Source organism: Sporosarcina sp. P18a (genome assembly GCF_002743135.1).
Taxonomy (GTDB): Bacteria; Bacillota; Bacilli; order Bacillales_A; family Planococcaceae; genus Sporosarcina.
Window position 1 is genome coordinate 847,158 of the sequence record NZ_PDYQ01000001.1, and the last position, 18,218, is coordinate 865,375.

At 40.3% G+C, this 18,218-nt stretch carries 15 protein-coding genes; 7 read left to right on the plus strand and 8 right to left on the minus strand.

Translation table 11 applies throughout. The annotated features are described in order from the left end of the window. Positions 1-22 precede the first annotated feature (22 nt). The 3 genes from CSV75_RS04195 to CSV75_RS04205 form a co-directional block, all read right to left on the minus strand. A complete protein-coding gene (locus CSV75_RS04195; RefSeq protein WP_099674863.1) occupies positions 23-1,450 on the minus strand; it encodes a carbon starvation CstA family protein in 1,428 nt (475 codons plus the stop codon). A gap of 235 nt (positions 1,451-1,685) precedes the next feature. Next, a complete protein-coding gene (locus CSV75_RS04200; protein ID WP_099674864.1) occupies positions 1,686-4,247 on the minus strand; it encodes a vitamin B12-dependent ribonucleotide reductase in 2,562 nt (853 codons plus the stop codon). A 163-nt stretch (positions 4,248-4,410) separates the two neighbouring features. Beyond that, positions 4,411-5,244 carry a lipoate--protein ligase family protein gene (locus tag CSV75_RS04205; protein ID WP_099674865.1) on the minus strand — a complete coding sequence of 278 codons (834 nt, stop codon included), beginning with the start codon at positions 5,242-5,244 and terminating at the stop codon, positions 4,411-4,413. A gap of 129 nt (positions 5,245-5,373) precedes the next feature. Between CSV75_RS04205 and CSV75_RS04210 the strand changes: the two genes are divergently transcribed. The 3 genes from CSV75_RS04210 to CSV75_RS04220 all read left to right on the plus strand — a co-directional run bounded on the left by CSV75_RS04210 (position 5,374) and on the right by CSV75_RS04220 (position 7,697). After that, on the plus strand, positions 5,374-5,769 hold the full coding sequence (locus CSV75_RS04210; protein ID WP_099674866.1) for a rhodanese-like domain-containing protein: 396 nt from the start codon (positions 5,374-5,376) through the stop codon (positions 5,767-5,769). Positions 5,770-5,828: 59 nt separating this feature from the next. After that, positions 5,829-7,094 (plus strand): ATP-binding protein, encoded by a 1,266-nt coding sequence (locus tag CSV75_RS04215; protein WP_099674867.1) that lies wholly within the window; start codon positions 5,829-5,831, stop codon positions 7,092-7,094. A gap of 438 nt (positions 7,095-7,532) precedes the next feature. Beyond that, the gene (locus CSV75_RS04220; RefSeq protein WP_099630090.1) at positions 7,533-7,697 is read left to right on the plus strand and encodes an aspartyl-phosphate phosphatase Spo0E family protein; all 165 of its coding nucleotides are present in this window, start codon (positions 7,533-7,535) and stop codon (positions 7,695-7,697) included. Between the two features lie 196 nt (positions 7,698-7,893). On the opposite strand, the gene CSV75_RS04225 is transcribed toward CSV75_RS04220, so the two are convergent. Both CSV75_RS04225 and CSV75_RS04230 read right to left on the minus strand, forming a co-directional pair. After that, positions 7,894-8,442, minus strand: a complete 549-nt coding sequence (locus CSV75_RS04225; protein WP_099637487.1) for a DUF7010 family protein — start codon at positions 8,440-8,442, stop codon at positions 7,894-7,896. An 81-nt stretch (positions 8,443-8,523) separates the two neighbouring features. Further along, complete coding sequence (locus CSV75_RS04230) at positions 8,524-8,955, minus strand: DUF1801 domain-containing protein (protein WP_099637486.1); 432 nt, start codon at positions 8,953-8,955, stop codon at positions 8,524-8,526. Between the two features lie 522 nt (positions 8,956-9,477). Between CSV75_RS04230 and queC the strand changes: the two genes are divergently transcribed. The 4 genes from queC (at position 9,478) to CSV75_RS04250 (ending at position 13,542) form a co-directional block, all read left to right on the plus strand. Further along, positions 9,478-10,143 (plus strand): 7-cyano-7-deazaguanine synthase QueC, encoded by a 666-nt coding sequence (queC, locus tag CSV75_RS04235; RefSeq protein WP_099674868.1) that lies wholly within the window; start codon positions 9,478-9,480, stop codon positions 10,141-10,143. Next, complete coding sequence (locus tag CSV75_RS04240) at positions 10,143-10,694, plus strand: VUT family protein (RefSeq protein WP_099630337.1); 552 nt, start codon at positions 10,143-10,145, stop codon at positions 10,692-10,694. Before queC ends, CSV75_RS04240 begins: the two co-directional genes overlap by 1 nt. Positions 10,695-10,708: 14 nt before the next feature. After that, positions 10,709-11,197, plus strand: coding sequence for a preQ(1) synthase (queF, locus tag CSV75_RS04245; RefSeq protein WP_099630094.1), 489 nt, complete (start codon positions 10,709-10,711; stop codon positions 11,195-11,197). A gap of 305 nt (positions 11,198-11,502) precedes the next feature. After that, positions 11,503-13,542 (plus strand): catalase, encoded by a 2,040-nt coding sequence (locus tag CSV75_RS04250; protein ID WP_199171316.1) that lies wholly within the window; start codon positions 11,503-11,505, stop codon positions 13,540-13,542. Between the two features lie 472 nt (positions 13,543-14,014). On the opposite strand, the gene CSV75_RS04255 is transcribed toward CSV75_RS04250, so the two are convergent. The 3 genes from CSV75_RS04255 to gcvPA form a co-directional block, all read right to left on the minus strand. Beyond that, positions 14,015-14,851, minus strand: a complete 837-nt coding sequence (locus tag CSV75_RS04255) for a malate synthase (RefSeq protein WP_099637483.1) — start codon at positions 14,849-14,851, stop codon at positions 14,015-14,017. Positions 14,852-15,388: 537 nt separating this feature from the next. Beyond that, a complete protein-coding gene (gene gcvPB / locus CSV75_RS04260) occupies positions 15,389-16,876 on the minus strand; it encodes an aminomethyl-transferring glycine dehydrogenase subunit GcvPB (RefSeq protein WP_099674870.1) in 1,488 nt (495 codons plus the stop codon). After that, the gene (gene gcvPA / locus CSV75_RS04265) at positions 16,869-18,215 is read right to left on the minus strand and encodes an aminomethyl-transferring glycine dehydrogenase subunit GcvPA (RefSeq protein WP_099674871.1); all 1,347 of its coding nucleotides are present in this window, start codon (positions 18,213-18,215) and stop codon (positions 16,869-16,871) included. Before gcvPA ends, gcvPB begins: the two co-directional genes overlap by 8 nt. Positions 18,216-18,218: the final 3 nt, after the last annotated feature.

Below are 18,218 nucleotides of genomic sequence, written 5' to 3' on the forward strand. Positions count from 1 at the left end.
ATTCGCTAAAGGCCCTTTTTTTCTATTGTTCACTCACAATAACTGGAACTTGTTTCGATTGAATGACTTTCAGTATGTAAAACACACCAATCGCACCTGAAACTGCAATTCCTGTACCTACAGATACAGCGTAGTCAAGATGTAGACCTTCAGGAGCATACATCCAGTACGTCACGACGACAGCAGTCATGAACAGTGCAGGAATTCCTGCAATCCAATGAGTTCGCTTTTCTCTGATTAAATAAGAGGTTGCGGTCCAAAGCATGATGGCTGCTACCAGTTGATTCGTGCCGCCAACATACCGCCACAAGAACGAATAGTCGATTGTGGATAGATAGAACATCGGTACACCTAATAGCAATGTACTAGCCAAGACCACCCACTTTTTATTGGGATTCAACCACTTGGATGTCGCTTCCGTGAAAATCATACGCGCTGAACGAAGAGCTGTATCACCCGTTGTAATCGGCAAAATAATCACACCTAAAATAGCCAACATCCCACCGAACGAACCTAGTAATGTGCTCGAAATTTCGTTTACTGCACCTGCAGGGCCACCCGCAGCCAGGGCTCCTTGCAATCCTGCCGTACCACCAAAGAATGTCATACCTGCCGCAGCCCACACCATTGCGATGATACCTTCCGCAATCATTGCGCCATAAAACACTTTCCGGCCCTCCGACTCCTTTTTCATCGTTCTGGAAACAATTGGACTTTGCGTACAGTGAAAACCAGAGATAGCTCCACAAGAAATCGTTACCATCAGCAACGGCCAAATTGGCAACTCTCCAGGATGTAAGTTCTGTAAAGTTAAATTCGGGATTTTTTCAGGACCAAATAATAATGCGCCACCGATTCCAACTGCCATCACGATCAACACTACCCCAAACACTGGGTATAAACGGCCTATAATTTTATTGATCGGCAATATAGCCGCCAATACGAAGTAACCAAATATAATAATAAGTGACACGATAAATGACAGCGGTGTAATGGATGAAATAAGTTGCGCTGGACCCGCAGTAAAGGCGGCCGCCACAAGAACCATTAAAACGATTGAAATCACATTGATGAAACGTCTGGCGAAATCTCCTAAGTACTCTCCTACAATTTTAGGGAATTGAGCACCGCCGTGTTTTAGAGATAACATGCCAGAAAAGTAATCATGAACAGCTCCTGCAAAAATACTACCAAACACAATCCAAAGGAATGCGACGGGTCCATATAACGCGCCCGCAATTGCCCCGAATATTGGGCCTAAGCCTGCGATGTTCAGTAATTGGATCAACCAGCCTTTCCACCAACTCATCGGCACGTAATCCATCCCATCAGCCTGTGTATAGGCAGGCGTTTTCCTAGCATCATCAATCACAAATACCTTTTCGACCACTTTCGAATATGTTAGGTAACCAATGATTAATAAGACGATGGATGATAAAAATGTCAGCATGAAACCCCTTCTTTCTCGTCTTTTTATGTATTTGTCTGATAGGTAGTTAGAATATCAAACAATTTTCAACTTAGTATATAATAGTTTGAAAATTATATCAACATAGATTTTTGAAATAATTTAATTTTTATTATGAATATGATATTTACTTCCAAGAGAAGGCTGTTATCCCTTACCTATGAAAGCACAAAACCCCGAATGCATAAGAGCATTCGGGGTTTTGTCTAGCATTGAATTATAAACCGCACTTTAACTGTGCTTGGCAATTGGTACACGTGTTACATCCACCAATTTCTTCTACTGTACCTTGTCGGCAAACCGGGCATGTGTCGCCCACTTCTGAACCGATTGTGACGTTTGTAGAACGTAATGCTTGGATCGTATTAACGAGCACGACTTTCGGCTGTTCTGTCACTTCGACTACTTCTTCTGTATCCGGAATATTATCTTCCGCTTTCAGAGTTAGTACTTGTGCATCACGGCTACCGTCGACGTATACTGTACCGCCCTTTGCCCCGCCTTTATACAATCTCTCGTACACACTCTCGACTTGCTCCACTGTATAGCCGCGTGGTGCGTTAACAGTTTTAGAGATCGAGCTGTCGATCCAGCGCTGAATGATACACTGCACATCTGCATGCGCTTCTGGTGATAATTCCATTGAAGAAATAAACCAGTCTGGCAAGTTATTCGGATCTGCATCAGGATTAGCCTGTAAATACTCTTCTACAATCGCTGCTTTTACTTCGATGAATTTCCCTAAGCGTCCGCTGCGGTAGTATGTGAATGAGAAATAAGGTTCTAACCCAGTTGAAACTCCTACCATGGTTCCAGTGGATCCAGTTGGTGCAACTGTCAATAAATGGGAGTTTCTAATTCCATATTCCAAAATCGCTTCGCGAATATCTTCCGGCATACGCTTCATAAAGCCAGAATTAATGAAAGCATGACGTAATGCTTTCGTTTCTTCATCCGTTTTACCAATTAGGAACGGGAAACTTCCTTTTTCTTTCGCCAATTCAATCGATTCGCGGTAAGCAGTTGTCGCAATTGCTTCAAATACTTCATCCACTAATTGATTTCCTTCAGGCGAGCCGTATTCTTTTTCACAGTAGATGTGAAGATCAGCAAGCCCCATCACACCTAGACCTACACGGCGTTCGCCAAGAGCTTGTACTTTATTTTCTTCAAGGAAGTACGGTGTAGCATCGATGACGTTATCTTGCATACGCACACCAGTACGTACCGTCTCTCTCAACTTTTCAAAGTTAACCGTCTTCGTATTTTTGTCTGCCATCTCAGCAAGATTGACAGCAGCTAAATTACAGACAGAATAAGGTGCAAGTGGTTGTTCACCACACGGATTCGTTGCTACAACTTGCTGTCCGTACGCTTTCGCATTCGTGTCGTCATTTGCATTATCAATGAAGAAAATGCCTGGTTCCGCTGAATACGTGGCGCAAATATTAATTAAATCCCATAGTGCGCGGGCTTTAATCGTACGGTACACACGAACTTCGTGACCTAGACGTTCCCATTCGCGTACATCGCCAACTTCATGCCATTGTTCATTATAATACTTCATCTGTTCAGGAGAATAATTTTCGACTGCCGGGAAACGTAAGTCGTAATCCGCGTCTTCTTCTACCGCTTTCATGAAGTCATCCGTTAATGTTACGGAAATATTCGCTCCTGTCAGGAATTCTGGATTATGAACGGTGTACGTTCCGCCATCCTGAAGCTTCAGCTCAGCGTCACGGATAATCGCTGCGTTAAAACCACCTTGACCTGGGATTTGTTTATAGTTTGTGATGCCTTGATACATCGCTTCTTCTTGTGCTGTCAAAGGTTTGAAATTTAGTTTCTCATCTGCCAACTTCTTGATCATTTCGTCTTCTGTGTTTTCGATCAAATAGCGCAAAATTCGCGGATTTTGCATTTTGGAAATGATAAATTCATAAATGTCCGGGTGCCAGTTTGATAACATGATCATTTGAGCCCCACGTCTTGATCCGCCTTGCTCAACCAAATGAGTCAACTTCGCAATATCATCCAGCCATGAAACTGATCCAGATGACTTACCGTTGACACCGCGTGCCAATGTGTTGCGTGGACGCAATGTCGAACCGTTCGTTCCTACACCGCCACCACGGCTCATAATCTCCATCACTTGCTTGCGGTGATCGGAAATTCCTTCACGGGAGTCGGGTACAAAGGGCATCACATAACAGTTAAAGAACGTGACATCCGTATCCGATCCTGCGCCATACAGCACGCGACCAGCTGGAATGAAGTTCAATGCTTTCAACTGATCATAGAACATGTTATACGACTGCGTTCTTCTATCTTCCGTCTTTTCAACAGTTGCAAGCCCAGTCGCATTACGTTTCGCAATCTGCTCGTAGAACACTTCCAGCGGCTTCTCAATCACTTCAAGAGGACGTGTAATTATTCCTTTTTGTTGCTCGTCCAAATCATCGATCGATGAACGATATTCTGGCTCGATCCAGATCTCCGCTTTTCCGTTCGCTTTATCAAGTTTTGTAATATAACCTAACCCACGAGCGGGGAACTTTGGATCTTCTCTCACTGTAAGAACGACAAAATCGCCTTCTTTTAATGACTTCTTTTCCATATCTTTAAATGAATACCGATCGATCATTACTAGACGTGATACTCCGCTGTGAGTCAGCTTCATATCCTCGGTAACCGGGTGAACTTGAGGGAAATTCGCAATATCCTCATTCAGCTGTTGCTTATCGAGCATTGGTTCGCCTTGTTTTGACATCGTAACCATATAACATCCTCCTCATAACGCTCCAAACACTATATATAGTGTTTAGCTTATTAAATAATCTACTACATATTGAATAGTATATCAATCGACATGTATTTTTCAAAAACGTAAAATCGTTGATATTACGACATTTCAACAAAAAAATAAAACCAAAGTACTAATTTCATTTTTTGAAATTCCAGTCATCATTGGCATATTTCTCTTTTTCAATTTGATGGACCAAAGCAAGCTGTTCCGGTGTTAATTCAAGTGGTTCCAATGAAATGTCGAGCGACGCTTCAAATCCCTTAGAAAAGGCCTGTTTACATTCCTCTATTGAAATCTCTCGGTCCGTCAATCGGTCAATCGCAATTGCGCGATCCGGCAACGTTCTACGTACGCGTTCTTTCAAAGCGGGCGATGAATAGGTAAAAATAGATGTCAATTTATCGACATCTAAGCTCATCAAAATTGCCCCATGTTGCAAAATCACGCCTTTTTGACGTGTTTGGGCACTGCCGGCAACCTTTTTACCTTCGACGACAAGTTCATACCAGCTTGGTGCATCAAAACAAACACCGCTCTTCGGACTTCGTAATTGCGCTGTGATCTCTTGATCCGGAATCGAGAATTCTGCCTGAAGCCCTAGATTACGAAATCCTTGCAGCAATCCGCCAGAAATCACACGGTATGCTTCTGTCACCATTTCCGGCATATTTGGGTATTTCTCACTAACAATTACACTGTATGTAAGCTCATGTTCATGCAGGACACCACGTCCCCCTGTTGGTCTTCGGACAAATCCAAGCCCAAGTTCTTTCACTTTTTCCATATCGATATCTTTTTCAATACGCTGGAAGTACCCAATCGATAATGTAGCGGGTTCCCACTCATAAAAACGCAGAACCGGTCCGATTTCACCTCGGCTATGTAAGTCAAGCAGCGCTTCGTCCAGCGCCATATTGAAGGAAGGACTACATTTCCCAGAGTCTACATAATGCCACACGGCTTTTGTCATAATCTATTCTCCTTCGTGTTTATACTCCACCTATAGTATAGGAAATCGTCAATGAAAAAAACAATAACGCATTTCATTTTATCATTAGGATTGAACTGATGCCAGATAATCTTTATAATAGAGATATTGATGAAGGGGGAAGTTTTTTTGAGTTATTATATTTTGGGAGCAGCCGTGCTCGCGGTCATTTTGTATTTCGTTATAACATACATACGGGTCGGGAAGGCATTGACCAGTCTGACACAAGAAGAGTTTATTAAAGGGTATCGCAAAGCACAATTGATCGATGTGCGTGAACCAAAAGATTTCGAAGCTGGACATATTTTAGGTGCGCGTAATATTCCATTTACACAGTTCTCACAGCGCTATAAGGAAATCCGCCCCGATAAACCCATTTATCTTTATGACCAAAACACTAGCCGGACAGGCCGTGCAGCGCTGTTCTTGAAGAAAAAAGGTTGTACAGAAATCTATCAGCTACGCGGTGGATTTAAACAGTGGTCAGGTAAAATTAAAACAAAATAACATTGTAGATCCTCCTTAAAAAGGAGGATCTACTTATTTATAGGGAGAGTGTTTTAGTAATGAAACCATCTTTTTTAATTCCACTTCATTCGGCACAATACGAAAAATTGACACATTATCACAATTACGGTGTTGTAATTGAAGCGATTCTTGACACACTTCAACAACGTTCACCCGCCGATTGGCAAATCATCCAAGTCGATGAATTCGCTTCTTACACAGAAACGATGCTTCCCGAATTGATTCATCGCAAACAACTGCCTTACGAATCACTTAGTCATATCTACGCCACATTGCCGACACAAAAGATTCAGCAAGACGTATCAACTGATGCATTTTCATTACAAGGCGCTGAAACCATTGACAATCAGTTGCTATTCTTCCCAGAACATCAAATCGCCATCGCCAATATTAGCTATTATGTCGCAACAGGCTCCACTTGGTCAGAGCATACAGTATTTGCGCCATCTGCCAGTCACGTCAAAGATTTCATCGAAGTGCTGAATCAACTACAACGAGAAGCGATGAAAACGAATATTACGTATTTAGTGGATACGGAAGAAGGTATGGAAAAAAAGACGTATGGCGCTGGCACACAAATCGAGCGCAGTGACGTCCTGCTCGATGAACATTTGAAAAATGATCTATTTCGTTCTATCGATGAATTCTTCCGAGACGGTGGGGCTTTCTTTAAAGAATACGGGCTGCCATATAAAAGAGGGATCTTGCTCTACGGATCTCCGGGTAACGGCAAAACGACGCTTGTGCGTTCCATCACCGGAACAACTGACGCACCTGTCGTCTACTGGCAAATCACGGAATTCACAGGAAGTCATTCCGTACAAGAAGTGTTCACTACAGTCGAACGCCTAGCACCCGCCATCCTTGTCATTGAAGATATGGACTCCATGCCTGAACATATGAGAAGCACATTCCTGAACATTCTAGATGGCGTACATGTCCGTGACGGCCTATTCATCATTGGTACGACCAATTATCCTGAACGCATTGACCCTGCCCTCATCAACCGTGCAGGCCGATTTGACAGCACATATGAAATCAAATCCCCGACACGAGAAGTTCGTAAACTATACATGGAAAAACTGGATCGCAAAAAGATACTTTCGGAAGAACAAATTGAAATAATAGCGAAGCAGACAAAAAGCCTTTCGGTATCACAGTTGAATGAATTATATATGTCGATTGCGCTTACTTACCATTATGAGAAGAACATTCAATATGTAGAACGAATCCGCCAGTTACAGAAGCAGCACCGACAAGCTACTCGTGACGAATGGGAAACCGATTCAACAATAGGTTATTAAAACGAAAAAGAGGTTGCCTTGAATTGTTCAAGACAACCTCTTTTCCTTGGTTATGAATAATTTTACGCGGTGTCACTCAGTCTAGTTATAGATTCTGATCTCCATACAAAAAAGCGCATTACTTTCAAAGACCGCAATGGCTTGTATATGTAGTAATTATATATGATGACATGTATATAGTAGTAAGCGTCTATTATTTACAGTGATTTATACATAAAACAACAGTAGTGTCGATTCAAAGGTTTTTTATTCCCCTCATAATGCTTGAATTATCAATCATTATACACATTTCCGTCATAATCTCAAAACAATATAGTAGTCAGTCAAAATGCGACATACTTTTCATTTCGCTTTATATATGATAAGAAAGTTGCTTCTATGACGAACGAGATAACCGCCACATGACTTGAAGCGTAATATATATTACGGAGGAAGAAAATGAATAAATCTATTGAAAAAAAACTACTCATGTTAAGAATTGAAGTAAAAAGAATTATCATGTATAAGAAAGCCGAGTTCTTGGGAATCACACATCCAAGCGTGGTGAGAAGTAGCCAGCGACTGGATAGCCTATTGAACAGAGTGCAAGGAATTTATTCATAACTATTGAAGTCCCATACATAGTATCCATAATAGTTCCAAGCAAAAAAAGACAGTTCCCATTTTGGAACTGTCTTTTTGTATTGCCTACACTTTATCATTCAAGACTTCAATTAAATTCGACATTCAATATTACTTGATTTTATGGAAATCGCTAGGCTACCAATTGCGTGAAGGAAAATAATCCAATAAACATTAGTCATATTCGCTTCACTACCTTTCTATAATCCATATGTAGTGCGATGCTTAATAGTAATAATACGCCAACCATAGAGAGGGGTATCACCCATAGATTGTCTGCCGTTGTATAAAGGCCTAAAAACATTATGCCGATCGCAATAATTGGAGCCGATATATAATAAGGTTTGGCATTATAAAACCACCCATATGTGAAAAAGTGCGCCCCCGTAATAATGGCAAATATCATTATTGCTTCCTGTGGGCTTTTTAACATACTCCAAAAAAGTATCGGAAAATAGAGAATCTGTGCTAGATTCAAATATAACCCTAAACTACCTAAGGCATTATTTTTAAATTTCCAATCGGCCTTTAGTACATATGAAATACCAACTGAAAGCGGGAACATTAAACCTGTTGAAAAAAGCATCCACATATTTTTCTGAGTTATTTCTATTGACTGCATAAATATAATGGTAATAATCAACCAAATTACACTAGCAGATAGGATAAATGAGATCCCATTTCTCCCTTTAATCGATAAATCATTTTTCATCTCATATATCGTCAAAGAAATCTTCCACCTTTCCTCTTCCCTTGTAAAACAGCATCGCTAAATAATGCAATGGATATCTATAGCACATATTCCACTCTATAGTTTTTCTGTGTTTGGATAGATTTCTTTAATAAAGGCCGCAGATTGTTTTATTAATTTCCTTAATATCTCTATTTCAATATCCGCAATTTTGTTGACGTATATACAGGATTTACCTGTTGTATATTTCCCGAAATCCTTCAGTAGTTTCTCTCGCTCTTCATTTTCAAGTGTTATATATAAACTGATTTTGGCTTTTCGTGGTGAAAAACCTACGATTGGCGCATCCCCTTCATGACCAGAACTATATTTGTAATGATATTTGCCAAACCCTATAATACTAGGTCCCCACATTTTCGCTTTATACCCCGTCGTTTCGGTGAAGATATCTACTAATTTAAAAGCATCTTCACGCTTTTTAGGTTGACCAATTTCCTCAATAAATTCAATGACACTACGATCGGTTTCTTTAGTTTTTAATTCGTACATTGAATACACTCCATTCTACTATTTCGTTGAATTATGCTTAACCTATAATGATTTCTAGATCACTACTTGTCTGATCCTCCCAACTTAACTGGAATACACAATTTTTAATTCTTTTACTACTATTCTGTAAATACAACTAATCGAAAATTAGAAAAGATTATTGATTACAGCACCGGTATCGCATATTGATTTTATTAAAGGGAAATCGCACCGTCGTTCTTATGACGTTAGTATCACACATATGCCTTTGTATTATTTAAATGACCGAAAAATCAATCTCTTTTGTTGTCGCTCCCCGAATTGTTGCATCTATAAAAATATTATCTAACATGGATATAACTTCAGCTTTCATCATGTTTTATTAAAGATACCAGTTACTGTTAGCATTCTCAATCTACTTGTGAAAAGTATAAGTAACGTGTATATTTAACTATTGATAATCATAGGTGTCTTAGCTATATGTAGGTAAGTGACTTCGATTATTGCAGAGGGTTCGTAACCATCCCCTCTAAAAACAAAACTATGGAGGAATGTAGAGTGAATAAAGCAGTTGTAGTATTTAGTGGCGGACAAGATTCTACCACTTGCCTATTATGGGCAATGGAAGAATTTGATGAAGTAGAAACCGTCACGTTTTTGTATGGGCAAAGACATAAGTCGGAAGTTGATTGCGCTACAAAGATCGCGAAAGACTTAGGGGTTAAACAAAAAATCATCCAAATGGACGTTCTCAATCAGTTAACCTCGAACGCCTTGACCAGAAGCGACATGCAAATTGAAGCAGAAGAAGGAAGTGTCCCCAATACATTTGTCGAGGGACGGAATCATATATTTCTTTCATTTGCAGCAATCTATGCTAAATCAATTGGCGCGAATGCGATTATAACCGGTGTAAGCGAGACGGATTTCAGTGGATATCCGGATTGTCGTGATGCGTTTATTCGTTCTTTAAATACGACGTTGAATTTAGCAATGGACTATACATTTGATTTAATCACTCCTTTAATGTGGAAAGACAAAGCAGAAGTTTGGAAATTAGCGGATCAAATGGGTCGGCTGGAGTACGTAAGAGACAACACATTAACTTGCTATAACGGTGTGATCGCCAATGGCTGCCTAGAATGCCCCGCTTGCAAGCTGAGAAATGACGGACTAGCGAAATACTTACAAGGACAACATGCCTCATGATCCGAATTACGATTTATTTATTATCCATCATTCTTGCCAATGTAATTACAGCACGATTTGCACCACTTGAACTGGGTCCACTCATTATTCCATACGGTACTTTATTCATTGGATTAACACTTGTCATGAGAGATATGGTCCAAAATAGATTCGGTAGACATCAAACATACATATTGATTGGAGTCGCACTTTTATTATCTGCTCTTACAAGTCATTTATTAGGGGATCAACTTTGGATCGTCTTTGCAAGTACACTTAGTTTTATTGTTTCGGAAACAGCAGATACTGAAATTTACACCCGCTTTAAATTACCTTTTGTAAAAAGAGTACTATTTTCCGGTGTTGTGGCCGGCTTTTTAGACTCTAGTTTATTTGTAATTATTGGTATCGGTCCACTAGGGCTTCACTTCGTACCGTGGGAATTGGTTCCATTTGCTATACTCGGACAATGGATAGCGAAAGTGTTAATGCAGTTAATTGTTGCGGGTGGAATTAGACAAGTTGTGATGAAGCTAAATATATATGAACCAAATGTTTCAGAAGTACATTAAAAGGGGTTTGAAAAATGCTAGAAAACAGTAAAAACAACCTTACATTACTCGGCAATCAAGAGACAAAATATAACTATGAATATGATCCAGACATTTTAGAAACGTTTGAAAATCAACATCAAGACAATGATTACTTTGTTAAATTTAATATTCCTGAATTCACTAGCCTGTGTCCAATTACTGGCCAACCTGACTTTGCTACCATATATATATCCTATATTCCTGATGTGAAAATGGTAGAAAGTAAATCGTTAAAGCTTTATATGTTCAGTTTCCGAAATCATCCAGGTTTTCATGAAGATTGTGCAAATCTAATTATGAAAGATTTGATTCATTTAATGGATCCACGCTATATTGAAGTATGGGCCAAGTTCACCCCGCGTGGTGGTATCTCAATTGATCCGTATTGCAATTACGGAAAACCTGGAACGTATTTTGAACAAATGGCTAAAGAAAGACTTTTTCAACATGATTTATATCCCGAAAAGATAGATAATAGATAATTTTCCTTGCCAGGCACAGACAATCCTAAAATGTCTCCGTGCCTGGCATTTTACTATTTGTCTTAAAATAGAGCGGAACACATATAAAAACTGCCAGACAATGCAAAACATATGATATACATAGCTATACTTTACATCCTTTCCTGGCCCTTCCATTAAAATGTATGTAGTTTAATTTCGTCACATAAACTACCGGAATTTTTATCTTCGCTTACACATACGGTATAAATGGGACGTGAAGTATTCATCATCATATACCAGTAAATGGAGGGAATTTCGTGAAAGATGAATCGGCAAACGAAAATATGAATAGAAAACAGAATCGAAAAAGTCAGCAGTTGGATCAATTTAAAGTGGACAATAAAGGGAAAAAGCTTACGACCAATCAAGGAGTGAAAGTATCCAATGATGAAGAGTCATTAAAAGCAGGAGTACGTGGACCTACTTTAATGGAAGGAATCCATTTAAAAGAAAAACTCATGCACTTTGACCGTGAACGGATTCCTGAACGAGTTGTTCATGCAAGGGGATATGCAGCACATGGTGAGTTCGAGTTATACGAATCATTGAAAGACTATACAACAGCTGATTTTCTCCAGAAAGCAGGACAGAAGACACCCGTTTTCACTCGTTTTTCTAACGTAGCTGGAAATCTAGGATCGGTTGATACGGCAAGAGATGTCCGGGGTTTTGCGGTGAAGTTTTATACAGAAGAAGGTAACTACGATTTGGTCGGAAATAATTTACCTGTGTTTTTCATCCAAGACAGCATGAAATTTCCCGATCTTGTTCATGCAGTCAAACCTGAACCGGACACAGATATGCCCCAAGCAGCCTCTGCCCATGATACCTTCTGGGATTTCATAGCAAACAATCAAGAATCCGCCCATATGGTAATGTGGCAAATGTCAGACCGCACCATTCCTAGAAGTTGGCGAATGATGGAAGGCTTTGGTGTCCATACATTTCGGTTTGTTAATAGCGAAGGTAAAGCTACTTTCGTAAAATTTCATTGGAAACCGATACTGGGCGTACATTCATTAGTATGGGATGAGGCACAAAAAATCGCAGGAAAAAATGCGGACTTCCAACGTAGAGATCTATGGGACTGTATTGATAAAGGCTATTTTGCTGAATATGAATTTGGCGTCCAATTGATTGCAGAAGAAGACGAATTCATGTTCGATTTTGACATTCTCGATGCAACAAAATTGTGGCCAGAAGAGATAGTGCCTGTTAAAATCATCGGCAAAATGACGTTAAATCAAAACGTCACCAATGTCTTTGCTGAAACTGAACAAGCCGCCTTCCATCCCGGCAACGTAGTGCCAGGTATAGATTTCACTAATGATCCACTTTTACAGGGAAGACTCTTATCTTATCTCGATACTCAACTATACCGCCTCGGCGGGCCAAACTTTACAGAAATTCCGATTAATCGTGCAGTATGTCCATTCCATAACAATCAGAGAAATGGATTCAATCGTCAGCGGATTGATGTCGGCAAAGTAAGTTATCATAAAAATTCCTTGGCTGGTAATACACCCTCCACTTCCACAGCAAAAGAAGGCGGATTTGTTCACTATGCTGAAAAAGTGGAAGGTCGAATTATTCAAGCGCGAAGCGAATCATTCAAAGATCACTTTTCTCAAGCTCGACTCTTCTGGAATAGTATGTCACCACCGGAAAAACAACATATTATTAACGCGTTTAGCTTTGAGATCGGAAAAGTGAGTAGTATAAGTGTGAGACAACAAGTAGTGGATATGTTCGCAAACGTCGATCAGGAAATGGCTACACTAATCGCAAACAATGTAGGAGTGAATAAGCCAACTGGTGAACAAGTCAATGTTACAGAGTCATCCCCTGCGCTGAGCCAAGAAAATACTCCCCGCTATCCATACAGTTTGAAGGTTGGTATTCTCATTGGTAACGGATTCTCTGACGAAGAAGTGAAGTCGACAATTGAACATCTGGCAAAGTATGGAGTTTGGGCATATACGATCGGTGAGAAGCTTGGTACGGTAACAGGTAAAAACGGATTGGAGATTTATGTCAATGAAACGTTTATGACTACAGCACCCGTTTTATTCGACTCTCTCTATATAGTAGGCGGAAACGCAGCTAATCAAGCGAAGTTCAATGCCGATAGTGTCTATTTCATCAATGAGGCATTCAGACATTATAAACCGATTGGTGTTGCCAAAACCGGAAACACTGTTTTCACAGCATCTGACGCAAAAAAGGGACCGGGTATCGTACTTGGAGAAAATAACGCTACTTTTAATGATGATTTTATACTCGCTATTACACAGCAACGTTTTTGGGAACGAGATATTTACTAATATGTAAAGCAAGAAGCGTCACTCTTCATTTAGAGTGACGCTTCTTTGTATTCAAATCCATGAATATAACTTTCGAAAACACATCATGACAAAGTCACTATATTATTTCTGAAACATATGAACTCTCACTTCTTTTGCGCTAACATATACCACGCTTTTCATCGTAATGATTGTCATCGCTTTTCATTACCTGGGAAATTAAAAGACAAGACGATCCACATATTTACCTCTTTGAGTCTCCATTTTATAGGCTGATTGATAACAGAATGACCGCTAATGATGCGCCAAGTATTGGCACGATGATGATCCACAATGAATCCCCTCGATAACCACTTTTTATTCTGTACGCTATATCAATAGAACAATTTTAAAAAGTGAAAAGCTACCAGGTACCGGCTCGTCATCACGTGCCCGTATCTGGTAGCTTTATGTGTAATGTAATAAAGTATTCCATCCAAAGTCATTTTACACGTTAACGTAAAACTCCTTCAGCTTCCGGAATATTATTTATGTCAATGGCATTTAATTTGCAGAAATAGTTCAGAAATTCTTGTGCTTCTTTGATTTGCTCTTCATCCGTCTTTAACGCGATAATATCTTTTAAAATTTGAGCAGTCCAAATATTATCAAAGTAACGGAATGTACCTGAATTCCATGATGTACGTTCAGGATAGTTCTTATTTTTATAGTAATTCCAGAAAAGCATTTTCTCGGCTTCTTCTTCTGTAAGTTGAATTCTATATTCAGGGTGTGTAGGCACCAAACCGTCCTCGCCGATACTTCCAGTAAACGTATCATCAACCATGAAAAGACCCGTAATGGTTCTTTCCGTTTCCGCTTGATCTGAAGTTCTCACCGTCAGAACACCTGCACTGTTCGGACGCAAACGAGTTACTGGGTTGGGTAATCCTTTATTCTTCCCACTTTGTATGCTTCCAGTAGATATTTCCCAATCACTAAATACTTCAAACTGTCTTTCTTTATCTAACCAGAAAACAATTTGTGAGCTTTCATGAATTTTATGGTTCTTTAATATTTCCCTACGTTGCTGTTCAAGCGCCCGGATAGCCTTCTCTTCTTTACGCTTCTTTTCCAATATTTTTTCTTCTGCTCTTCGTTCCACGAAGACCTTCTCTAAAGACTCTGCCATACTTCGATTGTTTAAAGTAATAAAATTCTCGAATGCATCGGGATAGACAAATCTTTTACGGTCTTTATTGAAGTCAACGGTGATGAATGACTCCTCGTGTTCCACGATATTTCCTTCACCAAACACGTTATGAGTAATTTCTTCATTAATTAAATTCACTAGACAATCTCCTCCTATAAATTCTTTGATAACTACTTTACAGTTAATCTAATTAACGTAATCCGTGTTTTCACATATTATTTCATTGAAATACAACCACCCATTTTTCAAATTCAAAAAAATGCGCCCTTCATTCCTAACTGGAATAAGTTGCGCAGGAGTATTACATACCGTCCTGTTTACTTGTACATATACAGTATAACACATAATTCGAATTTTCTCAAATTTACGGTTGACATTGGTCATTTGTTTATCGTATAATATACAATTTTGATTTTACGAGACTATGTTTAGAACTAGTTTTATTCTTACTGGTATCCATATGTAGTCCACACGTGCCGCGAGATATCTTCATGAACCATGGGGTTTACAGCGTATAAAAATCGAATCATTATTTCTCTTCCGATGATCTATTGGTTCTTAATATTGTATTCTTCAAACACCCTGTGTATAACGGAAGAGTGACCAGAGTGCTATAGTATTTTCAATTCAAAAAGCACCGCTAACTTTCAGCGGCGCTCCATTCAATGTATTTTATTATTGTACTGTTTCTTCTACTGGTGACTGTTCTTTTATATAACGCAACACAGGCTTACGCGCTGCCTTCGTTTCATCAAGGCGTCCAATGACGGTTGTGTGTGGTGCTTCTTGAACGATTTCCGGATTCTCTTCTACTTCTTTAGCGATTTGAATCATCGCTTCGATGAAGTTATCCAATGTTTCTTTGGATTCCGTTTCTGTCGGCTCGATCATTATAGCCTCTTCTACGTTCAACGGGAAATAGATGGTTGGCGGATGATAACCAAAGTCTAGCAAACGCTTCGCCATATCGAGTGTACGTGCACCAAGTTTCTTCTGACGACGACCAGACAAAACAAATTCGTGTTTACAGTGTTGTGTATACGGAAGGTCGAAGTATGGCTCTAGACGACGCATCATATAGTTCGCATTGAGTACTGCGTATTCCGTTACAGCCTTTAAGCCGTCAGGACCCATTGAACGAATATACGTATACGCACGTAGGTAAATACCGAAGTTTCCGTAGTACGGCTTCACACGACCAATAGATTGTGGCACGTCGTAATTCAACACGAAGCGATCATCTACTTTTTGAACAACGGGTTTTGGCATGAAAGCAGCCAATTCATCTGTTACACCAACCGGACCTGAACCTGGTCCCCCACCGCCGTGAGGACCTGTGAACGTCTTGTGCAAGTTCAAGTGAACTGCATCAAAGCCCATGTCGCCGGGGCGTGCTTTGGACATAACCGCATTCAAGTTCGCACCGTCGTAATAGAGTTTTCCACCGACTTCGTGAACCACTGCCGCCATTTCTAAGATGTCTTCTTCGAAAAGACCTAGCGTATTCGGATTCGTTAACATCAACGCCGCTGTATCAGGACCTACTTTTGACTTCAAATCTTCAAGATCTACTAAGCCTTTTTCATTTGACTTCACTGTTACGGTGTCAAAGCCAGCAACCGTTGCAGAAGCTGGGTTTGTTCCGTGAGCGGAGTCTGGAACAAGTACTTTCGTGCGCTGCGTATCACCGTTCGCCTCATGGAAAGCACGGATCATCATCAATGCTGTCCACTCGCCATGCGCGCCAGCTGCAGGTTGCAATGTAACTTGTGGCATACCTGTGATTTCAGCTAAATGCTGTTGCAGATCGTATACTACTTCGAGTGCACCTTGTACAGTGGATTCGTCTTGTAGCGGGTGAACGCGTGCGAATCCTGGGAAACGAGCAACTGCTTCGTTGATTTTCGGATTGTATTTCATCGTACAAGAACCTAATGGATAGAATCCTGTATCGACGCCATGATTACGGTTAGACAACGCAGTATAGTGACGCATGATGTCCAACTCAGATACTTCAGGCAGTTCTGCGTCTTCCGTACGAATTACGCCTTGAGACAAAATGGACGAAACGTCTACTTCAGGAACATCTAATTCAGGTAAGCTATAACCGATTCGTCCGGGTTTGGATAGTTCAAAAATGAGTGATTGATTGTCCTTATGCATGGATAGCCTCCAGTTCTTGCACGTATGCATCGATTTCTTCTTTCGTACGTTGTTCTGTTACAGCGATCAGTGCGTGATTCGCCAGACTCTCATCTACGAGACTTAAATCATATCCACCAATAATTCCTTGTTCAAGTAAGCGTTTATTGACATCTTTAATAGGTGATTTACAATCCACAACGAGTTCATTGAAATGCGCAGGACCGAATTTCACTTCAAAGCCAGCTTTTTCAAATGCTTGTTTCGCATAAGCCGTTTTCGCGATATTCTGATAAGCGATTTCTTTAATTCCTTCTTTACCAAGAGCCGTCATCGCAACGGATGCCGCAAGAGCGTTCAGCGCTTGGTTCGAACAAATATTGGATGTTGCTTTGTCACGACGAATATGTTGCTCACGCGCTTGCAATGTCAGTACATATCCTCTACGTCCTTGATCATCATTCGTCTCACCAACTAAACGACCAGGAACTTTGCGCATCAACTTTTTCGTTACTGCGAAATATCCGCAATGTGGTCCACCGAATGATTCCGCGATTCCGAATGGTTGTGCATCTCCAACCGTAATATCCGCTCCAAGCGCTCCAGGTGGTGTCAATAGTCCAAGTGCAAGTGGATTTGCTGAGACGATCGATAGTGCACCATTTTCATGTGCAATATCGCTAATCGCCTTAAGGTCCTCTACCTGTCCGTAAAAGTTCGGATATTGAACAAGTACTGCTGCAGTCTCATCATCAATCATTTCTTTAAGTTTAACGATATCCGTTACACCGTTTGTATGTGGAATCGTTACCACGTCAATGTATTGCCCGTCTGCGTATGACTTCACAACTGCGCGTGATTCGTTGTGAACCGTAGCAGATACAAGTAACTTCTTACGGCGTGTATGACCTGCAGCAAGTGTCCCCGCTTCAGCAAGTGACGTGCCTCCGTCATACATGGAAGAGTTCGCTAGCTCCATGCCTGTCAATTCGCAAATCATCGTCTGAAATTCGAAAATCGCCTGTAACTCACCTTGTGAAATTTCGGGCTGGTACGGTGTATATGCCGTATAAAATTCAGAACGTGAAATGACATGATCTACAATAATTGGACGATAGTGGTCATAGACTCCTGCTCCTAGGAACGAAGCATACTCTTGAGCATTTATATTTTTCGCAGCCAAACGTCCAAGTTCTTTTAAAAGAGATGTTTCGGATTTAGCCGGTTTAATTTGATACTCCCCTTTAAATCGTACTTTCTCCGGAATATCCGAAAACAGTTCGTCAATAGAGGAAACTCCAATTGTTTCTAACATATCTTTCTGATCTTGCTCCGTCATAGGTAGATAACGATGCTTCATAAT

Coding starts and splice junctions, on each gene's coding strand:
- CSV75_RS04195 (WP_099674863.1), bottom strand. CDS start 1,450: ATGCTGACATTTTTATCATCCATCGTCTTATTAATCATTGGTTACCTA.
- CSV75_RS04200 (WP_099674864.1), bottom strand. CDS start 4,247: ATGGTTACGATGTCAAAACAAGGCGAACCAATGCTCGATAAGCAACAG.
- CSV75_RS04205 (WP_099674865.1), bottom strand. CDS start 5,244: ATGACAAAAGCCGTGTGGCATTATGTAGACTCTGGGAAATGTAGTCCT.
- CSV75_RS04210 (WP_099674866.1), top strand. CDS start 5,374: ATGAAGGGGGAAGTTTTTTTGAGTTATTATATTTTGGGAGCAGCCGTG.
- CSV75_RS04215 (WP_099674867.1), top strand. CDS start 5,829: ATGAAACCATCTTTTTTAATTCCACTTCATTCGGCACAATACGAAAAA.
- CSV75_RS04220 (WP_099630090.1), top strand. CDS start 7,533: ATGAATAAATCTATTGAAAAAAAACTACTCATGTTAAGAATTGAAGTA.
- CSV75_RS04230 (WP_099637486.1), bottom strand. CDS start 8,955: ATGTACGAATTAAAAACTAAAGAAACCGATCGTAGTGTCATTGAATTT.
- queC (WP_099674868.1), top strand. CDS start 9,478: ATGGAGGAATGTAGAGTGAATAAAGCAGTTGTAGTATTTAGTGGCGGA.
- queF (WP_099630094.1), top strand. CDS start 10,709: ATGCTAGAAAACAGTAAAAACAACCTTACATTACTCGGCAATCAAGAG.
- CSV75_RS04250 (WP_199171316.1), top strand. CDS start 11,503: ATGAATAGAAAACAGAATCGAAAAAGTCAGCAGTTGGATCAATTTAAA.
- gcvPB (WP_099674870.1), bottom strand. CDS start 16,876: ATGCATAAGGACAATCAATCACTCATTTTTGAACTATCCAAACCCGGA.
- gcvPA (WP_099674871.1), bottom strand. CDS start 18,215: ATGAAGCATCGTTATCTACCTATGACGGAGCAAGATCAGAAAGATATG.